This is a genomic window from Brachyspira innocens ATCC 29796 (assembly GCF_000384655.1).
In the GTDB taxonomy this organism is placed as follows: domain Bacteria; phylum Spirochaetota; class Brachyspiria; order Brachyspirales; family Brachyspiraceae; genus Brachyspira; species Brachyspira innocens.
In genome coordinates this window covers 1-21,380 of the sequence record NZ_ARQI01000087.1, presented here as the reverse complement: position 1 = coordinate 21,380, position 21,380 = coordinate 1, and the positions used below count along the sequence as shown (strand labels likewise).

17 protein-coding genes and 1 riboswitch are annotated in these 21,380 nt (G+C 27.5%); of the genes, 7 read left to right on the top strand and 10 right to left on the bottom strand.

Features of this window, described 5'->3' with window-relative positions:
• Positions 1-50 precede the first annotated feature (50 nt).
• On the bottom strand, positions 51-1,229 hold the full coding sequence (locus F811_RS0103675) for a tetratricopeptide repeat protein (protein ID WP_020003939.1): 1,179 nt from the start codon (positions 1,227-1,229) through the stop codon (positions 51-53).
• Between the two features lie 135 nt (positions 1,230-1,364).
• On the opposite strand from F811_RS0103675, the gene recJ reads away from it, so the two are divergent.
• Positions 1,365-3,524 (top strand): single-stranded-DNA-specific exonuclease RecJ, encoded by a 2,160-nt coding sequence (recJ, locus tag F811_RS0103670; RefSeq protein ID WP_020003938.1) that lies wholly within the window; start codon positions 1,365-1,367, stop codon positions 3,522-3,524.
• Between the two features lie 504 nt (positions 3,525-4,028).
• Here recJ and lon read toward each other — a convergent pair.
• From lon to F811_RS0103655, 3 genes are all read right to left on the bottom strand, one after another.
• Entirely contained in the window at positions 4,029-6,491 is a 2,463-nt protein-coding gene (gene lon / locus F811_RS0103665; protein WP_425386786.1) for an endopeptidase La, read from the bottom strand.
• Positions 6,492-7,173: 682 nt separating this feature from the next.
• A riboswitch (adenosylcobalamin-variant (AdoCbl-variant) riboswitch) is annotated at positions 7,174-7,280 on the top strand.
• 225 nt (positions 7,281-7,505) lie between these two features.
• Positions 7,506-8,102 (bottom strand): L-threonylcarbamoyladenylate synthase, encoded by a 597-nt coding sequence (locus F811_RS0103660; RefSeq protein WP_020003936.1) that lies wholly within the window; start codon positions 8,100-8,102, stop codon positions 7,506-7,508.
• Between the two features lie 6 nt (positions 8,103-8,108).
• Complete coding sequence (locus tag F811_RS0103655) at positions 8,109-9,131, bottom strand: GGDEF domain-containing response regulator (RefSeq protein ID WP_020003935.1); 1,023 nt, start codon at positions 9,129-9,131, stop codon at positions 8,109-8,111.
• Positions 9,132-9,308: 177 nt separating this feature from the next.
• Here F811_RS0103655 and F811_RS0103650 point away from each other — a divergent pair, with 177 nt between their 5' ends.
• The 3 genes from F811_RS0103650 to F811_RS0103640 all read left to right on the top strand — a co-directional run bounded on the left by F811_RS0103650 (position 9,309) and on the right by F811_RS0103640 (position 12,870).
• Positions 9,309-10,667, top strand: coding sequence for an AAA family ATPase (locus tag F811_RS0103650; protein WP_020003934.1), 1,359 nt, complete (start codon positions 9,309-9,311; stop codon positions 10,665-10,667).
• Between the two features lie 2 nt (positions 10,668-10,669).
• Positions 10,670-11,275 (top strand): hypothetical protein, encoded by a 606-nt coding sequence (locus F811_RS0103645; RefSeq protein ID WP_020003933.1) that lies wholly within the window; start codon positions 10,670-10,672, stop codon positions 11,273-11,275.
• A gap of 236 nt (positions 11,276-11,511) precedes the next feature.
• Positions 11,512-12,870: an aspartate kinase gene (locus F811_RS0103640; protein ID WP_020003932.1), complete on the top strand. Its 1,359-nt coding sequence runs from the start codon at positions 11,512-11,514 to the stop codon at positions 12,868-12,870.
• A 130-nt stretch (positions 12,871-13,000) separates the two neighbouring features.
• On the opposite strand, the gene F811_RS0103635 is transcribed toward F811_RS0103640, so the two are convergent.
• Positions 13,001-13,393 (bottom strand): hypothetical protein, encoded by a 393-nt coding sequence (locus F811_RS0103635; protein ID WP_020003931.1) that lies wholly within the window; start codon positions 13,391-13,393, stop codon positions 13,001-13,003.
• A gap of 105 nt (positions 13,394-13,498) precedes the next feature.
• Here F811_RS0103635 and hisB point away from each other — a divergent pair, with 105 nt between their 5' ends.
• The gene (hisB, locus tag F811_RS0103630) at positions 13,499-14,098 is read left to right on the top strand and encodes an imidazoleglycerol-phosphate dehydratase HisB (protein ID WP_020003930.1); all 600 of its coding nucleotides are present in this window, start codon (positions 13,499-13,501) and stop codon (positions 14,096-14,098) included.
• A 76-nt stretch (positions 14,099-14,174) separates the two neighbouring features.
• Positions 14,175-14,798, top strand: a complete 624-nt coding sequence (gene hisH / locus F811_RS0103625) for an imidazole glycerol phosphate synthase subunit HisH (protein ID WP_020003929.1) — start codon at positions 14,175-14,177, stop codon at positions 14,796-14,798.
• 154 nt (positions 14,799-14,952) lie between these two features.
• On the opposite strand, the gene F811_RS0103620 is transcribed toward hisH, so the two are convergent.
• The 5 genes from F811_RS0103620 to F811_RS0103600 form a co-directional block, all read right to left on the bottom strand.
• The gene (locus F811_RS0103620) at positions 14,953-15,849 is read right to left on the bottom strand and encodes an Rpn family recombination-promoting nuclease/putative transposase (protein WP_020003928.1); all 897 of its coding nucleotides are present in this window, start codon (positions 15,847-15,849) and stop codon (positions 14,953-14,955) included.
• A gap of 72 nt (positions 15,850-15,921) precedes the next feature.
• Positions 15,922-17,472 (bottom strand): FAD-dependent oxidoreductase, encoded by a 1,551-nt coding sequence (locus tag F811_RS0103615; protein WP_020003927.1) that lies wholly within the window; start codon positions 17,470-17,472, stop codon positions 15,922-15,924.
• Positions 17,473-17,553: 81 nt separating this feature from the next.
• Entirely contained in the window at positions 17,554-18,915 is a 1,362-nt protein-coding gene (locus F811_RS0103610; RefSeq protein WP_020003926.1) for a 2Fe-2S iron-sulfur cluster-binding protein, read from the bottom strand.
• A 25-nt stretch (positions 18,916-18,940) separates the two neighbouring features.
• Complete coding sequence (locus F811_RS0103605) at positions 18,941-20,104, bottom strand: NADH-ubiquinone oxidoreductase-F iron-sulfur binding region domain-containing protein (RefSeq protein WP_020003925.1); 1,164 nt, start codon at positions 20,102-20,104, stop codon at positions 18,941-18,943.
• On the bottom strand, positions 20,101-20,370 hold the full coding sequence (locus F811_RS0103600; RefSeq protein ID WP_020003924.1) for an NAD(P)H-dependent oxidoreductase subunit E: 270 nt from the start codon (positions 20,368-20,370) through the stop codon (positions 20,101-20,103). Before F811_RS0103600 ends, F811_RS0103605 begins: the two co-directional genes overlap by 4 nt.
• A 305-nt stretch (positions 20,371-20,675) precedes the next feature.
• Between F811_RS0103600 and F811_RS0103595 the strand changes: the two genes are divergently transcribed.
• Complete coding sequence (locus tag F811_RS0103595; protein ID WP_020003923.1) at positions 20,676-21,275, top strand: sugar O-acetyltransferase; 600 nt, start codon at positions 20,676-20,678, stop codon at positions 21,273-21,275.
• Positions 21,276-21,380: the final 105 nt, after the last annotated feature.

The following is a 21,380-nucleotide window of genomic DNA, read 5'->3' as shown; positions in this document are numbered from 1 at the left end:
TGTCATGAACGAAGATGATGGAAAGCTCGCTTTGACAAACTTAAAAATTTTTAGTATATACTATTTTTCTTGCAGAAATTTTTAGCGGCTTCCATATTGAGGTCGGCCAATTTTTTTATGCCGTCTTTGATTATTTCTTTTATACTGTCATTAGCCAAACCATATGCTTTTTCAAAATCGCTTTCTGCTTCCTCAATCAATTTATTATATTCATCGCTGCTTACTTTATCTTTTCTAATGTATGCCATTTTGGATTTCGATATAGCCCTGTTGCAGTAGCTTTCTGCATAATTAGGATTAAGCTCAATAGCCTTATCATAAAACTCAACAGCTTCATCATATATACCCAAATGATTAATAGCAACTGCTTTATTATAGTAGGCATCAGGAAACTGCGGTTCAAGCTCTATAACTTTATCAAAATCTTCAATAGCTTCTTTATATTCTTCCATAGAAGTTTTTACTATTCCCCTGTTATAGTACGCTTTGGAATATGTAGGATCAATTTTTATTATTTCATCAAAATCTTCTACAGAGCCTTTATAATTTTTTAGATTAAATTTGGCATTAGCTCTGTTAAAATACGCTTCTATAAAACTTCTATTAAGGTGTATAGCATTTGTATAATCATCTATAGCTTCATTATAGTATCCTAACTTTTCTTTAACATTTCCTCTGTTATTGTAGGCATCAGCAAAATGAGAATTATATTCTATAGCCTTATCATATGCTTTTATAGCTTCTTTATATAGTCCAAGAGTATTATATGATAAGGCCATATTATAATAAGCGTCAGAGAAATGAGGATAAACTTCTACAGCTTTATTATAATCTTCAATAGAGCCTTTATAGTCTTTTAGACTAGCCTTTGTGTTTCCTCTTACATAATAGGCTTCTTCAAGATTATAGTTAAGTTCTATAGCCTTATCAAAATCTTCAATAGCTTCTTTACTGTTTCCGAGACTTCTATTTAATATACCTCTGTTATAGTATGCAGCTGCGAATTTATCATTAAGATTTATAGCCCAAGAATAATCTTCTATCGCACTTTTATACAATTTTTTATCATCTAAATTTGCTTTGGCATTGCCCCTATTATAGTAGGTTTCGGCAGAATTAGGGTCAAGTTTAATAGCTTCAGAAAAATAGTCTATAGCAGATTTATAATCTTTGTCATTAAAAGCATTATATGCATTTTTTAAAAATACGCTTACGTCTTTATCACTCATAAATAAAATCCTATTAATAGTATCGTATTTTTTTATTATATCTTTATAATCAAACCTTGTAAATAGTACTTGAAAGATTATTATAAATAAAATATACTATCAGACAATATTTATTAATGTAAGTGAAAATAATATATGATAGAAATAGATAATTTGCATCCTATAATGAAAGAACTATTAAATTTAAGAGGTATAACTTCTAAAGAGGATATATTTGATTTTTTCTTTCAGGATATATATTCACTCTCAAACCCTTTTAATATAAAAGATGTCAATGTATTTGTAGCAAGATTAAAAGAGGCTATAGAGAGTAATGAAAAGATATTAGTATACGGCGATAAAGATGCTGATGGAGTAACTGCAGCTTCAATAATATATAATACATTAAAAATGGTTACAAAAAATGTTGAGGCATTCGTTCCTAATCATGAAACAGGATACGGGCTTTCAAAAGCTGTTATAGAAGAATATGCCAATTCGGGTGTAAGTCTTATTATTACAGTTGACTGCGGTATATCTAATGTAGAAGAGGTTGAGTTCGCACGTGATCTTTCTATTGATATTATAGTAACAGATCATCATGATATACCAGAGATAATGCCTAATGCTTATGCTTTGTTTAATCCTAAAATATCAAATACTGGTTTTGTTTCCAAAAATTTTTCAGGATGTGCTGTAGCTTTTAAGCTAATGCAGGCCTTTGTTTTTTCATATACCAAATTATATAATAAAGATATAATTGTACTTGATTATGAAATAAATAAACAATCCAATACATTAAAAAGAATAAGGGCATTAAAGTCTGTAAACTTTGTTCCTAGTGATGAGGTATTTGGGTTTGAACTTGCAGGAGAAAATAGTTATAAATCTATGTATATAGATTATTATGATGAGCTTATTACTGAAGATGAAGTACTTGAAGAGCTTGCAAGCTACATGTTTGAAGGCGACGGTACAGTATTAGTGCTTACTGGAGGAGAAGACAGATTAAAAAGGCTTATAGCTTTATATGAAAAATATGAAATATATCTTCCAGAATATGACAGTGTTTATGATTTGTTACAGCTTGGTGCTAAGTATGGAAATGTTAATATAAAGAATACAAAAACTTTAGATGATTTTGCTTTGGCGCTTAATATTAATATTTACAGATATGACAATATAGAATACAAAGATTTAATTATTAAAACAGAAATATTCAGACGTATGTTTTATATAAGTCAGAAAAATCTTCAAAACTACATACGAAAAAAATCTATACTTGTACTGTTTGGAACTGTTGCTGATGTAGTGCCTCTTATAGAAGAAAACAGAGTATATGTGAAATGTGCTTTAAAAGAATTGGAAAAGCCAAGTCATATAAGATATAATGTTATACTTGAGAAGATTAATTTATTAAATACAAAAGTAGATACTCAAATTATAAGCTGGAGAATAGCACCTTTTATTAATGCTGCTGGAAGAATGGGTAGTGCTGAGACTGCATTAAAACTTCTTACCTCTGAACTAAAAGAAGAGGCTGTAAGTTTGGCTGAAACAGTATACAATATGAATGAAACTAGAAAATCTCTCACAGAATCAAACTTCAATATAGTTAATGAGTATATAAAAAATAACAGCTGTTTAAAACTTCCTATAATAATAGTAAGAAGCAAAAAAATAGAACAGGGTTTAACAGGACTTATTGCAGGAAAGGTTTTAAGCGAATATGGAAAAACTGCTGTAATAATGCATGAAAGCGAGGACGGTATTTGTGTAGGAAGTATAAGGAGCAGGGGTGATGATAATGCCAGAGATTTGCTTGAAGCAGCTAGTGTGTATTTAACTAAATTCGGCGGACATAAAAATGCAGCAGGATTTACTTTATCATCTGACAATTTTGATAAGTTTCAAAGTAAGATCATTAAATATGCTGCTAATCAAAACTTTAATACAGAAAAAGATAATGATGTATTTGATTTGGAGCTTAATTTTAAAAGTGTAGATTTGAAATTAGCTAAAGATTTAGAGCTTTTTGAACCTTATGGTGCTGGTAATGAAGAGCCTGTTTTCATTTCTAAAAATGTAAAAGTAAATGACATAAAAAAAATTCAGAAGAACAATAAACTGCATTTAAGATTAGAATTATTACAGTCTGATAAAAAGATAAATGCAATTATTTGGAACAGCAGCGAAGAAGAGGTTTTGAAATTATTAAACTCTAATTATATAGATATTATATATAAACTCAAAGTTAATAGATATGCAAATAGCGAAGATGCAAGAATATATATAGAAAGCTATAAAGTCTTTTGATTATAGTCTATAAAATTTAAACTTTTATAAACGCACGCAGAACGGATTTTTTGAATATTGATTAATTTATAATTCTAATTTTCATCACTTATAAGAGTTAAGTTAACCGTGCGTTAAATAATATTTTAAATTTAAAAAGCACTTGGGTGGGCAGCCAGAATAACAGTAAAAACTAATAAATGAAAATAAACTAAAAATAACAGTATAATACTAAATAATTTAAATGGTGGGGAGTTAAAATAATTTTTAAATTTTATTTTAATCCCTGATTCTTTTAGATTTAAAAGCTTTATTTTTTTTATTAGATTTAATCTATAAGGCCGTATTTTTTATCATACCCCCCAATCGTTATTTAAATTATGCACTTTATTTATACGTACGGAGCATGAAACATTTATATACTGAAAATTTTTAAGTTTGTCAAAAATTAGTTTTTATATAAAAGGGTCTTTAAGAGAAATACTTTAAAGACCCTTTAAATATTTTTAACAGTTAATTATTTTTTCATTTATTATTTTTTTTAGATTTTTCTTTTTTGACTTTTTTATTTATCTTATTTAATTTAAACATAAAATCAAAAACTTCTTCTACACTTTTTACAGGGTGAAAAGTTAAACCTTTTTTTACATTATCAGGTATCTCATCTAAATCCCTAATATTTTCATAAGGTATGATTATATGTTTTATAAATCCAAGTCTTTTTGCCGCTATAGTTTTTTCTTTTAATCCGCCTATAGGAAGTACTTTGCCGTTTAGAGAAAGCTCTCCTGTCATAGCAGTATCATTTCTTATAACTTTATTCATAGCAAGTGAAAGTAAAGCAGTAGCCATAGTAATACCTGCAGAAGGTCCGTCTTTAGGAGTAGCCCCTTCTGGTATATGAAGATGTATTACAGCATCATTAAAATAATTTTCATTTACACCATAGTTTTGGGCAACACTTCTTACATGGCTATATGCTATCTGTACACTTTCTGTCATAACATCGCCAAGCTGTCCTGTTACATTAATAGTGCCTGAATCTTTTTTTTCTGATACTCTTATAGATTCTATTGTAAGGGTAGCTCCTCCCATAGAAGTCCAAGCAAGCCCTATAGCATTACCTGGTTTTAAATCTCTCTCTGTGAAATCTTCTGTAAATATAGGCTTTTTCAAATATTTCTCTAAATCTTTATCATCTATTGTGATATCATAAGATGTTTTGTTATTTGAAACTATATCAGCGGCTATTTTTCTGCATATTCTCTCTATTCTTCTTTCAAAGTTTCTTACACCAGCCTCTCTGGCATATCCTTCTATTATGCTGCTTATAGCCTTATTAGTAAACTTTATATTTTTTATATCAAGGCCATTTGCTTTAACTTGTCTTGGTATAATATATTTTGAAGCTATTTTTAATTTCTCTTCCATAATGTATCCTGAAAGTCTTATCACTTCCATTCTATCAAGAAGAGGTCTTGGTATAGTATCAAGAGTATTAGCCGTAGTGATAAAAAGAACATTAGATAAATCAAAAGGCAAATCAAGATAATGATCTCTAAAAGATGAATTTTGCTCTGGGTCTAAAACCTCAAGCAATGCACTAGAAGGATCACCTTGAAAACTTGTGCCTAATTTATCTATTTCATCGAGCATAAGTACTGGGTTTTTGACTTTTACTATTTTTAAAGCCTCTATAATTTTACCTGGCATTGCTCCTATATATGTTCTTCTATGACCTTTGATTTCAGCTTCATCACGCATTCCGCCTAAAGAAAATCTAAAGAAAGGTCTGTTTAATGCCTCTGCTATGCTTTTTCCTATAGAAGTTTTACCCACTCCCGGAGGGCCTACAAAACATAGTATTGAAGACTTTTTATCTGGATTTAATTTTCTTACAGCCAAAAATTCGTATATTCTCTCCTTAACATCTTCAAGTCCATAATGATCTCTGTCTAATATCTTTTTGCTTTTATCTATATCTTCACGTTCTTTATTTTCTTTATTCCAAGGCAATGCAAATAAAGTATCCAAATAATTTTTTGAAACTGTATACTCTGGAGAATGTGTATCTATTGAAGAGATTTTCTCTATTTCACTTTGCATTCTCTCTTTAACTTCTTCTACAACATCAAGCTCTTCAAGAGATTTTTTATACTTTTCTATATCTCTTTGTTTTGGATCTGTATCATATCCCAATTCTTTTTTGATTTCTTTTAACTGTTCTTTTAAGAAAAAATCTCTCTGCTGTTTTTGAACTTTAGCATTAATACTTCCCTGTATTTTCTGCTGTATTTTGGTTATTTCACTTTCTTTTTGAAGTAAGAGGAGAACCTTTTCTAAACGATCCTGAACATCAAAAGTTTCAAGTATTTCCTGCTGACTTGCTCTGTCGGCATTTATCATAGAAGTAACAAAGTCTGATAATTTACCTGGGTCATCTACATTTACCATAGTAAGACGCATCTCTTCAGTAAATAGAGGATTATTTTCACTTAATGTTTTTACTTCTGAAAGCAAAGCTCTTGTATATGCTTTTATTTCTTTGGAATCTTTATCACCCTGAAATGAATCTTCTATATATAAAGGTTCTGCTCTTATTACTGGGTCTGTAGTTGTAAATCTTATTATTTTATATCTTTTGATAGAATTAATAAGAAGATTAAGCCCTCCGTCTGGGAGATTAAGTTTTTTAAATACTTTTACTACAACACCTACTTTATAGATATCATCTACAGAAGGTGTTTTTCTATCTGGAGGATTATCAGATATATATAAATTAAGACCTAGAAAACCGTCATTTTCTGTTATTGCTTTATTTACTGCTTCTGCATGCTGCGGAGGTATTGGAAACGGAGCATAAAGACCTGGAAACAATGGCTTTCCCATTACTGGTATAATTATAAGTCTTCTTGGTAATTTGTCTTCCACTATAGAAACTGTATTATCCTCTTTTTTATTTTCTTTATTATCGCTATTTTTATCCATATCTTTATTTAATTCATCACTCATTTAATACTCCTTATATACTAATCATTACTATTAATGACCATTCATAAAACATATCATACTTTGTTTGCTAATATAAATAATAAAAAAATATTATATAATTCTAAATTCATGCAAGAAACATACCAAAAAAATATAGTAAAAATTGATTTATAATGTATATAAATTACAAAAATAATATTAAATATGTTTAATAATAAAACAGTATATAAAATAAATTTGTAGAAATTTCACTCACATTTTATTAAAAAATATTATTTTTATATAAAATATTAAAATTTTTTGCTTTATTCCTGTTTCCCACCCTTTATATTTAACATTTTGTTTAAAAATTTCTGCTTTTTTTATTATAATTATTTTTATTAAAAATAGAGCTGCCCACCCAAAATTCTTTTAAATTTATAACTTATTTACCGCACGTATAAGCTAGTCAAAATATGAAGCTGCGTACTGAATTAAAATTTTATTTTTGAATAGAAATCAGTTAAACGTGCGTTAAAGTAAATGCTTCTAAAAATATATTTAATCTATAAAGAATAACTAAAATTTATTTTATTATATATAAAAAATATAATATTAAAAAATATTTTATATGTAAAATATTAATATATTTTTTTACATATAAAGCCTTGATATAAAATGTATTTTCATATATAATTAATTTATTCAATTAGATTAGGGAATGAAGGTGAAAATCCTTCGCTGGCATGCAACCGTAAAGTTTTATATTTTTTGTAAATATAACGAAGTCGGATAACTAATATGAAAATAATCGAGTCGAGTGCACTAGGTTATGTATAGGCACTCATGTATAAAGTTTATAAGAATTTATAAGGAGCATTTCATTAAGTAATGTCCTTAAATATATTTCTATAATACTTTTATTAATATGAAAACTCAATTAATTCTCATACATAAATAAACCAAATATCTAAAATGGGGGAATGTTTTTATACATTCCCTCAAAAATTTTAAATCAAAAAATATTTATGATTAAATGTTTAGAAGGACACTTCCCTGACGAAGTATTTTATTTTCTAAACAGTCATATAATGTTGAAGGCATTTTATTTTCAAGTATTCCTGCATTAATTATCAAATCGGCTTTATCTTTATAGAGTTCAGCAAGTTTGTTGCCGTCAAGTATCTCACCTGCACCGCTTGGATTTGCAGAGGGAGCTACTAGAGGTTTTGTATTGTTTAATATAAGCTGCATATATTTATCTTTAGGCACTCTTAAAGCCACTGTATTTTTGAGATATAAAAAATTTTCTTTTAAAGAATCAGATAAAGGCATAATGAATGTAAGCTCACCTGGTATATTTTTTTTTACTATGTCTGGTATTTCGCTTTGAGAGAAGTATTTAGAAGATTCGGCATTTTTTATTAGTATTAAGAAGGGTTTATTTTTTTCTCTTTCTTTTATTTTGTATATACGCTCAACAGCTTCTTTATTAGAGGCATCGGCAAGCATTCCGTAAACTGTGTCAGTTGGAGAAACAACTATTCCTCCATTATTAATAATTTTTGAAGCTTCATATGCTGCATATTTGATACTTTCTTCGCTGTTTCTGTCGAGATTAATTATCATAGGAATTTACCTTTTAATAAGGGTAGGGTGTACAAATAAACTAGCGTATCCTCTTCTTTTTGCATTATGAAGTGCTAAAAGTACAGGTGCTATTTCCTTATCCATACCTTCTATATGATAATTTTTTTTGTATGCTGTATATGATATTCCAACAGATATTGTGTATTTAATTATCATTCCGTTATATTCTAATTCATTTTTATCTACAAAGCTTCTTATTTCATCTACTTTTTTATCATATAATTTTATATTCATTCTATTGAAAGCTACCATAAATTGATTGTTGTCAAATCTGGCAATAATATCTTCTCTTCTAGTAGTCTTTCTTAGTACATCTGTGAATTTGAGCATAATCTCTTCTGCTGCTATAATACCGAATTCATTAATAATATTATCAAGTCCGTCTATAGAGAAACATGCCAAAACAATAGTTTCTTCATGTCTTACAGTTTCATAAAGCAGTCTTGTAAATTGTTCATAAAACTCTTTTTTGTTCCAAAGCCCAGTTTCCAAATCTATATTTAGAATATCATCATATTTTTTTTGAGCTTCTTTGTATGACTGATAATTTCTGTTTGAAACTTCAGTCATATCATTTAAAGAGTTTTGAAGATAATCGGCCTGCTTAATTAATTTCTGATGTTCTACATATAGTTTTCTATATTTAAGGCAGCTATTAACTCTTACAATTAATTCCATTTCATCGAAAGGTATAAATATAAGCCCGTCAATTCCAAGATTTAATGCCTCTTCAATAAACTCCATTTTTCTATACGGGGTGCTTAAAAGAACAATAGGAGTTCCTTTTGTAGAATCCTGATTTTTAAAAGTATCAAGAAGCTGAAGTCCCTGTGAGTCTCCTATATCAGCATCTAAAAGTATTAGGTCTAATGTACTTTCATTAGATATATTAACAGCCTGAGAACGTGATTTTGTAGCTATAGGATTATAATGTCTGCCCCTTAAAATATCAACAAACCTGTCTAAAAGATCTGTTCTATGTTCTACTACTAAAATATTTTCATTCATAATTAAATTACATCTTCAAAGTATATAAATATTATATTAAAGTATCGTAAATTTATAGAATATATTGAATAAAAAATAGGCTCATATAGTTTTATAAACTTGACAAAATATGCATGTTTGTAATATAATAATTTCCGAGAATATGAGAAAATATAATAATTTACAGTTATTTTAAATATGCAGGAAAAAAATAGAAAATACCCAACTATTTATGTAAAGAATTTTGCCAAAATCAAAGAGGCAGAAATAGAGTTATCGCCATTTACACTTTTTGTAGGCGACAACAACAGCGGAAAGAGTTATTTAGCTAGTTTAGTCTGGTATATTTCTAGCATAATGTTCTTTTGGGACTATAAAAAATCTTTGAATTTTCAAAATTATCATAATTTATATAGTTTAGCAAATGAAATATTTTCTAACAATAAAACTGAAGTTACTGAAGTAAAAATATCTAATGAAATTATAAATGAATGTATAGATGCTGCAAATGATATTATATCATCTAATAAAACTGCAATTTTTGAAAGTATATTTAGTTATAAAAATATTATTGCTGAAGAAATATATATATTGTATCCAAATTATGATGTGAATATTCATGTGAAATATCATAAGATTATTTTATCTAATAATCAATCAAATGATAATATTATTTATTTCTATCATAATAATATGTATTTTCCGGGAAACTCAAATAATAGCATAGACAGCATTATTACATTATTATGTCTTAGAATATTGGAAGGTATTATATCAAGAGAATGGAGTAATACTCTTTTTTTGCCTGTATCAAGAACAGGTTTTTTGCTATTTAAAGATTTGATAATAGATAAATCGTTAAACAGTTATTTTAATAATAGTTATTATTCTAATGTTAATGATAAATTGGAATTAACATTACCTATAAAGGATTTTTTCTTTAAATTATCATCTTTACGTTTTAATGAAAATATTAATAAAAAACATATTGTAGATTTGCTAGAGAATAAAGTTATAAATGGTAAAATATATTTAGATAATATGCCTTCTGCTAAAGTGCATTATAAAAGTAATAATTCAGATATTGATTTAAAAATGCATGTAAGTTCAGCAGTGATTACAGAAATTAGTACATTAATATTATTTTTAAAATATAGTAAGCATAATGAAGACATAATAATGGAAGAGCCCGAAATTTCTCTTCACCCAGAACTTCAGCAGCAGTTAACTAGAGTATTCATTAAATTAGTTAATATTAATATACATATTCTTATAACAACTCATAGCGATACAATTGTTCAGCATATAAATAATATGATTAAATTAAATTCAAATAATGAAGAAAGAAAAAAATATTTGATGAATAAATACGGATATAATGATGATGATTTGATTTCAGAAGATAGGGTTAGAATGTATCAGTTTGATATTGAAGAAGATGGATTTACAAAAGTTACTGAATTAGAAAGTTCAGAGTATGGTTTTGAAGTTCCTACTTTCAATAAAGTATTAAAAAAAATATCAGATGAAATATACGATTTTCAGGAAGAATTATAATAATGAAATGGTATGAAAAATATCCTGAAGTTTTTAGGGAAGTTTTAAGCAAAGTATTTGATGAAAAATTTTTTTATGAATATGATAATAATAAATATTTTTTAGAAGATAAAAATGTTTCTGTAAATATAGAAGTTTTTAATAAATCTCTAGCTATAAAAACATTAGAAGGTAATAAACTATTCCCATATTTAAAAAATCAAAAGTGTGCTGACAAAGTTATTATTCAGGAAACAGTATCAAGATTATATGATATGCATATATTTGAATTTAGTATTGCATATAAGAATGATAAAAAATTAGCAGAACAGCTTGAGGGTGCCTGTTTAAGGGCTTTAGCAGTATTTTCATATTTTAAAAGTATTAAGATTAACAAAATATATTTATATTTTGTAATAAATGAAATGACTAATCCTCTAATTATGAAAAAAGATTTATCTAATAAAAGAATAGAAAAAGATATATATAAAAAAGATTTTTTAATTGTAAAAAATTACTCAAATATATTTAAAGAAAAAAAATTAAAAATAAAACTTCTAGAGCATAATCAAAGATACAGTATAAAATATCATTCAAATGAATATGGCTTGAAACTATCTTTTTTATAATGAATTTTTAAATTTGTATTTTTACTGTCTAATTCCAGTAATTAGAATACAATTAAATATATTTTATATTCAAGAAATAAACTAATTATACTAATTTTTTACTTTATATATTCTAATATTTATCGAAAATTATGAGTTAATTTATGAAAACTTTAATAATATAATTGAAATAAAAACTGCTTTATGTTATCATATATAGTAATTTTTACTAGAAAAAAATGGAGGATTTAAGTAAAATGAAAGTAGCAAAATTTGGAGGCTCTTCAGTTGCAAATGCAAGCCAAATAAAAAAAGTTGTGGATATAGTTCTAGCTGATAAGGACAGAAGAATTGTTGTAGTATCTGCTCCAGGTAAAAGATTAAAAGAAGACACCAAAGTAACCGATTTGCTTATTACTCTTGCTGAAACTATTATTTCTGGTAAGGACGGAAAATTAGAATTAAAGATTATTATAGAAAGATTTAAAAATATTATAGATGAGCTTGCTCTCTCTCATGAACTTTTAGAAGAGATGCAAAATGATATATTAAATAGAATAGCAGAAGATAAAAGCCTTCCTACAAAGTTTATAGACGGAGTTAAGGCATTGGGTGAGGATTTATCTGCAAAAGTAATTGCGGCATATATTAACTCTATAGGTGTAAAAGCTAAATATGTTAATCCTAAAGATGCTGGTCTTTTACTTTCAGAAGAGTTCGGCAATGCTGCTGTGCTTGAGAAATCTTATGCTAATTTGGCTAAATTAAAAGATGAAACTGCTTTAGTAATATTCCCCGGATTTTTCGGATATACTGAAAAAGGTGATGTAGTAACTTTCCCTAGAGGAGGAAGCGATATTACTGGTGCTATTTTGGCTAAAGCTGTAAATGCCGAAGTATACGAGAACTTTACTGATGTTGACGGAGTATTTGCTGCAGCTCCAAATATAGTAGATAATCCTAAACTTATAGATGAGTTTACATACAGAGAGATGAGAGAATTAAGTTACGGCGGTTTTAATGTTCTTCATGCAGAAGCACTGCAGCCAGTTTATGAAGCTAATATTCCAGTACATATACTTAATACAAATAATCCTTCCGCTAAAGGAACTAGAATAGTAGCAAACAGAAATAAGAATATCAATCCTGTAGTAGGTGTTTCTGGCGAGGCTGATTTTTCTTGTCTTTATGTTAGTAAATACTTGATGAACAGAGAAGTAGGCTTCGGAAGAAAACTTTTGGAGATAATAGAAGATGAGAATATACCTTATCAGCATGCTCCTTCTGGAATAGACAATATATCAGTAATTGTTAGAAACTCTGCTATTACTGAAGAAAAAGAAAAACGTATATATGAACGTGTACGTGATGAGCTTAATGTTGATAATATTTATTTTGAACATGGTCTTGCTTTGATAATGCTTGTAGGTGAAGGTATGCAGCAGTGTGTAGGTGTCTCTGCTAGAGCTATGCATTCTATGGAGAAATGCAATATCAATATTGAAATGCTTAACCAAGGTATAAGTGAAGTAAGTATTATGATAGGTGTAAAAGATGATGATTTGAATAGAGCTATAAAAAGCATATACAAATCTTTCTTTGAAGAGCAGATATAAAAATAAATAACATTGATTTAATATAAAGGCAGGCTTATTTAATAGGTCTGCTTTTTTATTATGCTTTGTAAGATGATAACCTAATATTAGTTCTTCTATGGTATATGGTGATAATATTGTTCATAAATAACTATAAATTATCTTCAGAAGCATATACACTGAAGTATCCTGTTTCTATGTCTTCTATATCATCGTCTATATTTTTTAATACAAACTTCAATTTTAATCCCAAAAAATAATTTTTATCTGAAGCAATGTAGCGTTCTTTTTTATTATCATCTATGCTCATATAATCATATACTTTCATATTAACATTTATATGAATATCAGAAATAACATATCCGTTTTCAAATATTTCGGTAGTTATAAGGGAATATTTTCCTATATACTCATATTCAGAAACTGCATTATTAGAATATTTTTTTAATACAGCAAAATCTAAATATATTTCAGTATTATCTTTTATTATTGTTTCTATATTTTTATCTTTATAAATTTTTTCTCTAACTTCTTCTTTAGTCATAATTTTTAATACCTGAAATTTTATATTATTGCAATTATATATTAAAAATGATATAAATATCAAGCATAATAATTATTTTTAATTATAAACGGAGAATATTTAATTATGAGAGCTGCTGAAATAGAAAGAAATACAAATGAAACTAAAATAAAAATAAAACTCAATATTGACGGTACAGGCAAATATAAAAATGACACTAAAATAGGTTTTTTTAATCATATGCTTGATTTATTTGCCCGTCATGGCAGATTTGATTTGGAAGTTATATGCGATGGAGATACAGATGTAGACTATCATCATTCTGTTGAAGATGTTGGTATAGTTTTGGGTAAATGTTTTTCTGAAGCATTAGGCGATATGAAGGGTATAAAAAGATACGGCAATTTCTCTATGCCTATGTGTGAGGCTTTGACTTTAACTGCTGTTGATATATGCGGAAGAAGCCATTTAGTTTTTGACAGTGATTTAAAACATGAAAAAGTTGGTGATTTTGATACAGAGCTTGTTAAAGAGTTTTTTACAGCTTTTATAAATTCTATGAATATTACTTTGCATATAAAAACTTTTCATGGTGAAAATACTCATCATATAATAGAGTCAATTTTTAAAGGTGCAGCACGTGCTTTATCGCAAGCCTGTGAAATAGATGAAAGATACAAAAATGAAGTTCTTTCTACAAAGGGAATGCTTGAAAACAATAAATAAACTATAAATAAGTTTTTGACTTTTATATTTTATTTTAGTATAATAAAATATATTTTTTTAATATTAGGATAATATCATGGTAGCTATAATAGATTATGGAGTGGGTAATTTATTTTCACTTATGTCATCTCTTAATTATACAGATATAGATAATAAACTTACAGATGATGAAAATGTAATAAAAAATGCTGATGCAATTATACTTCCGGGAGTAGGGGCATTCAGAGATGCAATAGATAAACTTGAAAAAAAGAACGATGGAGTATTAAAGCATACCATAATAGAAGAGGCTAAAAAAGGAAAATTAATTTTAGGCATATGTTTGGGTATGCAGATGTTTTTTGATAAAAGTTATGAGTATGGTGAATATAATGGTCTTGGTCTTATTAAGGGAAGTATTTGTCCTATAGATAAAGATCTGACAAACAAAGATTTGAAAGTGCCTCATATGGGCTGGAATAATCTTAATATAAAAAAAGAGGATAAAATATTTAAATACATTAATAATATGGAGTATGTATATTTTGTGCATTCATATTATGGTAAATACTGTGATGAGAGTATAATAGCCGACAGCGAATACGATGTGAGAATACCAGCTGTTGTAAAAAATGACAATGTTTACGGCATACAGTTTCACCCAGAGAAAAGCGGAAATACTGGTCTTAATATATTAAGAGGTTTTAAAGATTTAATATAATTGAAACTTTATTTTTTATGTATTATATATCTATCATAAAACTTTGTATGATTAAAAAATGAGTATTTAAATTAAAAGTTTTTCGATTTTCTATATCATTTATAAAAAACTTGTTTGTTAATAAGTTCCAGATATTTTAACGAATGTTAGGTACTCACAAGTTTTTTATTTCTTCTATACTTAAGCCTGTATATTTTGAAATGGTATTCAAATCTACTTTATCATTTTTCATGTTTTTAGCCATAGATATTTGCGTTTCTTTAATACCTTCTTTAATACCTTCTTTAATACCTTCTTCTCTACCTTTTATAATACCTTCTTCTATTCCCAATCTTCTCTCTTCACTTAAGGCTAATATATCAAAATAGTTTTTTTCATATTCTGAATAATTATCAAATAAATCTTTAGTGTTTACAAATTTATTATATTCATCATAAACTTCTTTCATTATAGGATTTTTTTTCACTAATATTTCCATAATTTCCTCCATTTTTCCTTGTCTTTCTTTAAATGTTAAAAAGTAAAACCAAGCATCTAATTCATCTTTAAGACTAGAATTACTTGATAAATATTTAGGCAGCTCAAGAAAATGCATCTCAAAATGATTTGTAAGTATATGATTGGTTTCTAGTTCTTTTATCACATAACAGCTATGCTCTTTATCAATGCCTTTTAATAAGTTAAAATCCAAAATATTAATAACTATAACCTGTTTTAAATCATTATATTTTTCATTGTTTCTTAAATTAGCAACATAACCTTTAGCCCAGTAATATAAACTTCTATATACAAAAGACTGATTTCCTACTCTTTGTATCTCTATTAAAACAGTTTCACCGCTTTTAGTTATAGCACGAACATCTACTATAGATTGCTTATCATTAACAGTTTCTTTAAGATTAAATGTATTAAGAACTTTAATCTCTTCAAAAGGCTCCTGATTATAGTCAGATCTTACAGAATTAATCAAATTTTTTAAAATATCTTCATGTCCTTCTTTAGCAAACAGATAACGCATAAAGTAGTCATTTAAAACATTAATATCTCTCATAAGATTATTATACAAAAAATGATTATAAAAGTAAAGTTTTATATAAAGAATAAAATGCTAATTATTAATATACTAAAACAATGAGACTCTTGCTCGCTTTATTTCTGTTCTGTATCTTTTTATTTCCCATTCGGTATGCTCTTTGCTCCAATTTAGTATATTAGCCATCTCTTCGGCTATATGTTCAGCAATTAATGTTCCGCAGTCATTTTCTGTAAGCATAAATCTTAATCTTCGCATCATAATATCATCTAAATGCAAAGCATGTTCTGTTTCTATAAAATATTTTATTAGTCCTCTGTTTATTCTGTAATCAAGTCCTACTTCTACTAGAAGAGAGGAATCGTTTTTACAAAGCTCATTTAATTTGAGAATTAAGTTTACAGAGCCGAAATAATCTATAAGAAAATTAAACATTTTTTCATTTATAACTAATTCTGTATTTTTATCAAACTTATTATTTATTACTTTCTCACTGCTGAACCATTTATAAGGTTTTCCATACATTTTTATAAGCGTTTTAACTGCAGTATTTGAAGAAGTTGTAAAGTTTCCGCCTTCAACTAAAAATAATTTATATTGAGGGTGAGAGTGTATTTTAACATCAGCAGTATTTAAAGGCATCATTCCAGACTGAGTTGTTATTATATGATTTTTATTTACTATTGAACTGAAATAAGTATTATATATATCAAGCAGATATTCAGCTTCATCGCTTGAGGCATATATACAGTCTAAATCAGAATTATATTTTTTTATAGTAGGTCCTATAATAGTGGAGTTTTTCCAACGCATTAAAAATACATTAGGTCTTGATTTTATTTTAGGAAGAACTACAGATTTATTTATATGTATCAAATCGCTGTCTATAATAAGATGAGTTCCTTTTACATAATTGACCCTATCTTCAAAACTACCATTAGGAAGCATAGAACTTATACTGTGTCCCCAAGCTCCAGCTGCAATTAATATATTTTTTGCAGAAGCCTCATAAACTTTTCTTTGAATATTATCAGTAAACACAACGCTATTTATCTCTTTCTCATTATATTCAAATGCCTTAACTTCGGCGTAGTTTAGTATATCAGCTCCATAGCTTTCTGCTTTTAATAGAAGTTCCATTACATACCTTGAATCATCTAATAAACCTTCATAATATTCTATAGCAGCTATTACATCATTATTGATTAAATCTGGAAGTGCTTCTAATGCGGAGTTTCTGCTATGAGATACATGTTTTTTTGCATGTCCGAATAATGAGAATAAATCATATAATGAAGCTTTAAGCTCTTCGCGTATAAGTCTTGCAGAATTATGTTCATATATAGGGTTTATAATACCAAAATATGGGGAAGAACTTTTATATATCAAATTGTTTCTTTCTCTTACCTGACGTACGGTTGGTATAATATTACCGCTTTTCATATCATTAAAACCGCCTGTAAGCATTTTGGAAGTACGCGAAGAAGAACCATAGGAGAAATCATGCTTTTCAAGTACAAGTGTAGAAAGGCCTATTCTTGAAGTTTTTAAAGCTACAGTAGCACCTATAACACCGCCGCCTATAATGATGATATCATAACTTTTATTACTTTGCAGTATCTCAGCTCTAGTTCTTGCCATAAATACATCTCCTATTAATCTTTTTAATTATTTAATAAGAACATAATAAAACTCTATATTATATAGTATATAACAAAATCTTCATAAATACAAATATTTTAATAAATCTCTTAAACTTAATCTGTTTTTATTTTTATCTAAAAATGATGTCATTTTTTTTGTTTTGCCATGACTGTCTATATAATGCCCTTCAAACTCACCTAAATACTGTATTGGAAAAGCTATATAGGCATTATATGCAAGTACAGAAAAATAAGGCGTAAATACTATGTAATTTCCTTTATTTTTCTTAGCAAAATCTATTCTATCATCATTATCGTCTAATCCGTCACCTAATACTATGAATTTATTAGATTTATTAATGTCATTATCTAGTTTTTTTAAATCTTTAATAGAATAATTATTAATATTGGTATAATTATCTCTGATATTGTAGGAGTTAGTAGCCATTTTATTTTTTATAAAAGAAGCATTTTTTATACCTAAAGAATAAATAAAGTCATCAAATGCTTTAATATCTTCAATAGGGTACATAGTGGAAATTAAAGCAGCTGAAGATTCAATATTAAGTTCATTAATAAACTTATGATATAATTCTTTAGCCTTGTCAAACTCATAAGCCATACCATTATAAAAAGGATTTTCGAGTATATTGTTGGAATAGTAATCTAATTTTCTTCCATAGTCGCATAGGCCGTATTTTTTGCCTTTTGGAGAAGATATATCTTTTATACTGTAGTCTACATAGCTGTAATTAACATCGCAAAGATGATTGCAGCCTATACAGAAACTATTTATATTTTTTATATCGCTTATATCTTCATCAAGTTTTTTGTCTATGCTTCTTTGAGGCTCAAATACATGAGTAGGGCATAGATCCGTTATCATAGAATTATATCCATCTATAACTTTATAATCTTGACATATTCCGCAGTTTATACATCTTTCATAATTTGCTTTTATATAGCTTGGAAGTTTTATTTTGTTTATTATTTCTTTTATCTCTTTAATATCATTTTCATCTGAAGCATTTTCTGATGCGGGCATTGAAATATTATAAATGTCCAAATATTTTTTTAATTGACATATATAATCTGCTTTACAGCTTTCACATATAGGTTTATGCATGTATAGTATAGATTTAAGAAGGGAAGTTCTGTATTTTATAATATCTTCATCATCATTTAATACGCTCATGCCATTTTCTACTATTTCATTACAGGCATATTTAAATGAATAGCTGTTTTCATTTTTTCTTTTTACTTTAACTAGGCATAATCTGCACATTAAAATGCTGTTTTTTTCTTCGTATGTATTGGTACTATTTATTTTATATGAGCATAAATGAGGTATATCTATATTAATATATGACATAGCCTGAAGTATAGTATATCCTTTTTGGGCTGATACTGTCTTGCCGTCAAAATTAAATTTTACTATCATTATAAATAAAACCTCATAAACTTTTTTAATCTTTTATAAAACTGTATAATGTAACCTTATTTTCTATCAAATATAAAAATTCATCTCTGAACATATCTACAGAAGAGAGTATGCAGTATGAAAGTTTTTTTATATATAGGCATATGCTTCCAGTATTTATCATTTCAAGAGTTTCTTTAAGATTTATATAATCTTCATTATCAGAGTTTCCTAAAAGCATTTTATTGATATAGTATTCGCATAAATCAAAGCCGTAATGACAAGGCATACATTTAGTGCATGATACACTTTTAGCAAACTGCACTATTTTTAATATTACTCTCACCATACATCTGTCTTCTCTTATAAAGCATATACCTCCGTTTCCAATATTCATATTAAAACTATTAAAACATTCATAGTCTAATGTCATATTTTGAAATGAGATAAAGTCTATAGGGGGATTCAAAAAACCGTTTGTAAATACGCATTTTATACTGTAGTCTTTTATAGTACCGCCTGCTGCTCTTATGATATTTTTGATAGGAGTATACATTTCAAATTCATATATATTAGGACTTATAATATCCCCAGACATAGAAAGTATATAAGTTCCTTTATTTTTATGAGCACCATAATTTTTGAAGCTGAACTCTCCTATATGTGCCAAGTATGTAATCTGAGTTATAGTTTCCAAATCAAATATGTATTTTTTATTTTCAAAAGAGAGAGGAGTTATTCTCTCATGATTTTCGCTGTAGTATGTTTGTTCATCGTATATATTAATTTTTATATCGTATGCAAATCCTGCATCTTCAGCTTCTGCTATAGCTTTTATTAAAATATTTTTTTCTTCGCTGTAGTAATCTTTAAGCACTATATTAATTATTTTAATGTTAAGAATTTTAGCTAAATATAATGCTCCATCTAATATGAGGTGCGGATTATTTTTTATTAAGAATCTGTCTTTGAATACCAAATAATCAAATGATGCTGCATTTACAATTATAGAATCTTCTTTAATGTTTTTGTCTATAAGTATTTTGTATAGTGAATTTTGAAATGCATCTCTGGACATAACGGAGAAGTTATGAAGATTATTTATAAAACTTTCTTCTAGAGGTTTAGTAATTAGGTAATCTCCGAAATGATCCTTGTATGATTGAATATTAACAATATTATATTCACTATGCAGTACAAATTTTTTCATCTTTTTCTTAGATGTATAGCTTCTATATATTTTATAATGCTTTTAAAAGACGATTTTGTACATTCCGTACCATTGATGAGGACTGGCACGGCGTTATGGCAATTATGCATACACTCCATCTCTTTGAGGAGCATACCATCAGAAGACGGTACGCCTATTTGCAAGTCATAATGCGAACGTATAGCTTCCAAAAGGGCATAAGAACCTTTCATAGAGCAGTGAAGCCCGACACAAACCTCTATGACTGTTTTAATATCAGATGCCATACTTATATTATCCCATTAAATAACTTTCACATTCATAAGAGATGAAAAAAACATTAATATGTATAATGTTAATTATATTATTTCTTTTTATGCCTATTTTTGCGTAAACGTTTTTTACGTTTATGCGTAGCCATCTTTTGACGAAGTCTTTTTCTTCCTGAAGGCATATACACTCCCATTTTTATCTAATTTGAACATTCATTATAACATGTTATGTAAATAATTTCAAGTTTAAACTTCAAAAACATCTTTTTATTTTTTGTATTTATTTTATAATTTGCACACTAATTATAGGAGTATAAAAAATGACTGAACTAGAAAAAATGATTAATGGTATGGAGTATAATAGTTCGGATAGAGATTTGGCTTTGATGAGAGATAAGGCTAAAGATTTATGTATTGACTATAATATGCTAAAATCTAATCAGCTAAAAGAAAAAGAGTACATCATAAAAAAATTATTTTCAAAAATAGGAAATGACTTTTTTATTACAGCACCTTTTTACTGCGACTATGGATTTAATATAGAAGCTGGGAACAATTTTTATGTTAATTATAACTGTGTAATCCTTGACTGTGCAAAGGTGAAATTTGGAGATAATGTTTTTATAGCCCCAAACTGCGGTTTTTATACAGCAGGGCACCCTTTGGATATAAAGAGAAGAAACAGTTATATAGAGTATGCTTATCCCATAACTGTGGGAGACAATGTATGGATTGGTGCTAATACCGTTATTGTGGGCGGTGTGAAAATAGGAAGCGGGGTAGTAATAGGTGCGGGGAGTGTTGTTGTAAAAGATATACCTGATAATGTGCTTGCCTTTGGAAATCCATGTAAGGTGATTAGAGAAATAACTGATGAAGAGAGAAAAAAGAGTTTAAATTGGAGCGATAAAGTAAGATAGTATAAAAATAATTATAGATAACTATATTTATATGTTTAATATATATAAATATAGTTTATCAAAAAGTATATTTTTTAATATATAAATCTAAATTAAAAACTCTAG

What these genes read in the sequence shown, in the direction of transcription:
- F811_RS0103635 (WP_020003931.1), bottom strand. Translation starts at nt 13,393, where the DNA reads ATGACTAAAGAAGAAGTTAGAGAAAAAATTTATAAAGATAAAAATATA.
- F811_RS0103620 (WP_020003928.1), bottom strand. Translation starts at nt 15,849, where the DNA reads ATGAGAGATATTAATGTTTTAAATGACTACTTTATGCGTTATCTGTTT.
- F811_RS0103650 (WP_020003934.1), top strand. Translation starts at nt 9,309, where the DNA reads ATGCAGGAAAAAAATAGAAAATACCCAACTATTTATGTAAAGAATTTT.
- F811_RS0103645 (WP_020003933.1), top strand. Translation starts at nt 10,670, where the DNA reads ATGAAATGGTATGAAAAATATCCTGAAGTTTTTAGGGAAGTTTTAAGC.
- hisB (WP_020003930.1), top strand. Translation starts at nt 13,499, where the DNA reads ATGAGAGCTGCTGAAATAGAAAGAAATACAAATGAAACTAAAATAAAA.
- F811_RS0103675 (WP_020003939.1), bottom strand. Translation starts at nt 1,229, where the DNA reads ATGAGTGATAAAGACGTAAGCGTATTTTTAAAAAATGCATATAATGCT.
- F811_RS0103600 (WP_020003924.1), bottom strand. Translation starts at nt 20,370, where the DNA reads ATGGCATCTGATATTAAAACAGTCATAGAGGTTTGTGTCGGGCTTCAC.
- F811_RS0103655 (WP_020003935.1), bottom strand. Translation starts at nt 9,131, where the DNA reads ATGAATGAAAATATTTTAGTAGTAGAACATAGAACAGATCTTTTAGAC.
- F811_RS0103610 (WP_020003926.1), bottom strand. Translation starts at nt 18,915, where the DNA reads ATGATAGTAAAATTTAATTTTGACGGCAAGACAGTATCAGCCCAAAAA.
- lon (WP_425386786.1), bottom strand. Translation starts at nt 6,491, where the DNA reads ATGGATAAAAATAGCGATAATAAAGAAAATAAAAAAGAGGATAATACA.
- F811_RS0103615 (WP_020003927.1), bottom strand. Translation starts at nt 17,472, where the DNA reads ATGGCAAGAACTAGAGCTGAGATACTGCAAAGTAATAAAAGTTATGAT.
- F811_RS0103605 (WP_020003925.1), bottom strand. Translation starts at nt 20,104, where the DNA reads ATGAAAAAATTTGTACTGCATAGTGAATATAATATTGTTAATATTCAA.
- recJ (WP_020003938.1), top strand. Translation starts at nt 1,365, where the DNA reads ATGATAGAAATAGATAATTTGCATCCTATAATGAAAGAACTATTAAAT.
- F811_RS0103595 (WP_020003923.1), top strand. Translation starts at nt 20,676, where the DNA reads ATGACTGAACTAGAAAAAATGATTAATGGTATGGAGTATAATAGTTCG.
- F811_RS0103640 (WP_020003932.1), top strand. Translation starts at nt 11,512, where the DNA reads ATGAAAGTAGCAAAATTTGGAGGCTCTTCAGTTGCAAATGCAAGCCAA.
- hisH (WP_020003929.1), top strand. Translation starts at nt 14,175, where the DNA reads ATGGTAGCTATAATAGATTATGGAGTGGGTAATTTATTTTCACTTATG.
- F811_RS0103660 (WP_020003936.1), bottom strand. Translation starts at nt 8,102, where the DNA reads ATGATAATTAATCTCGACAGAAACAGCGAAGAAAGTATCAAATATGCA.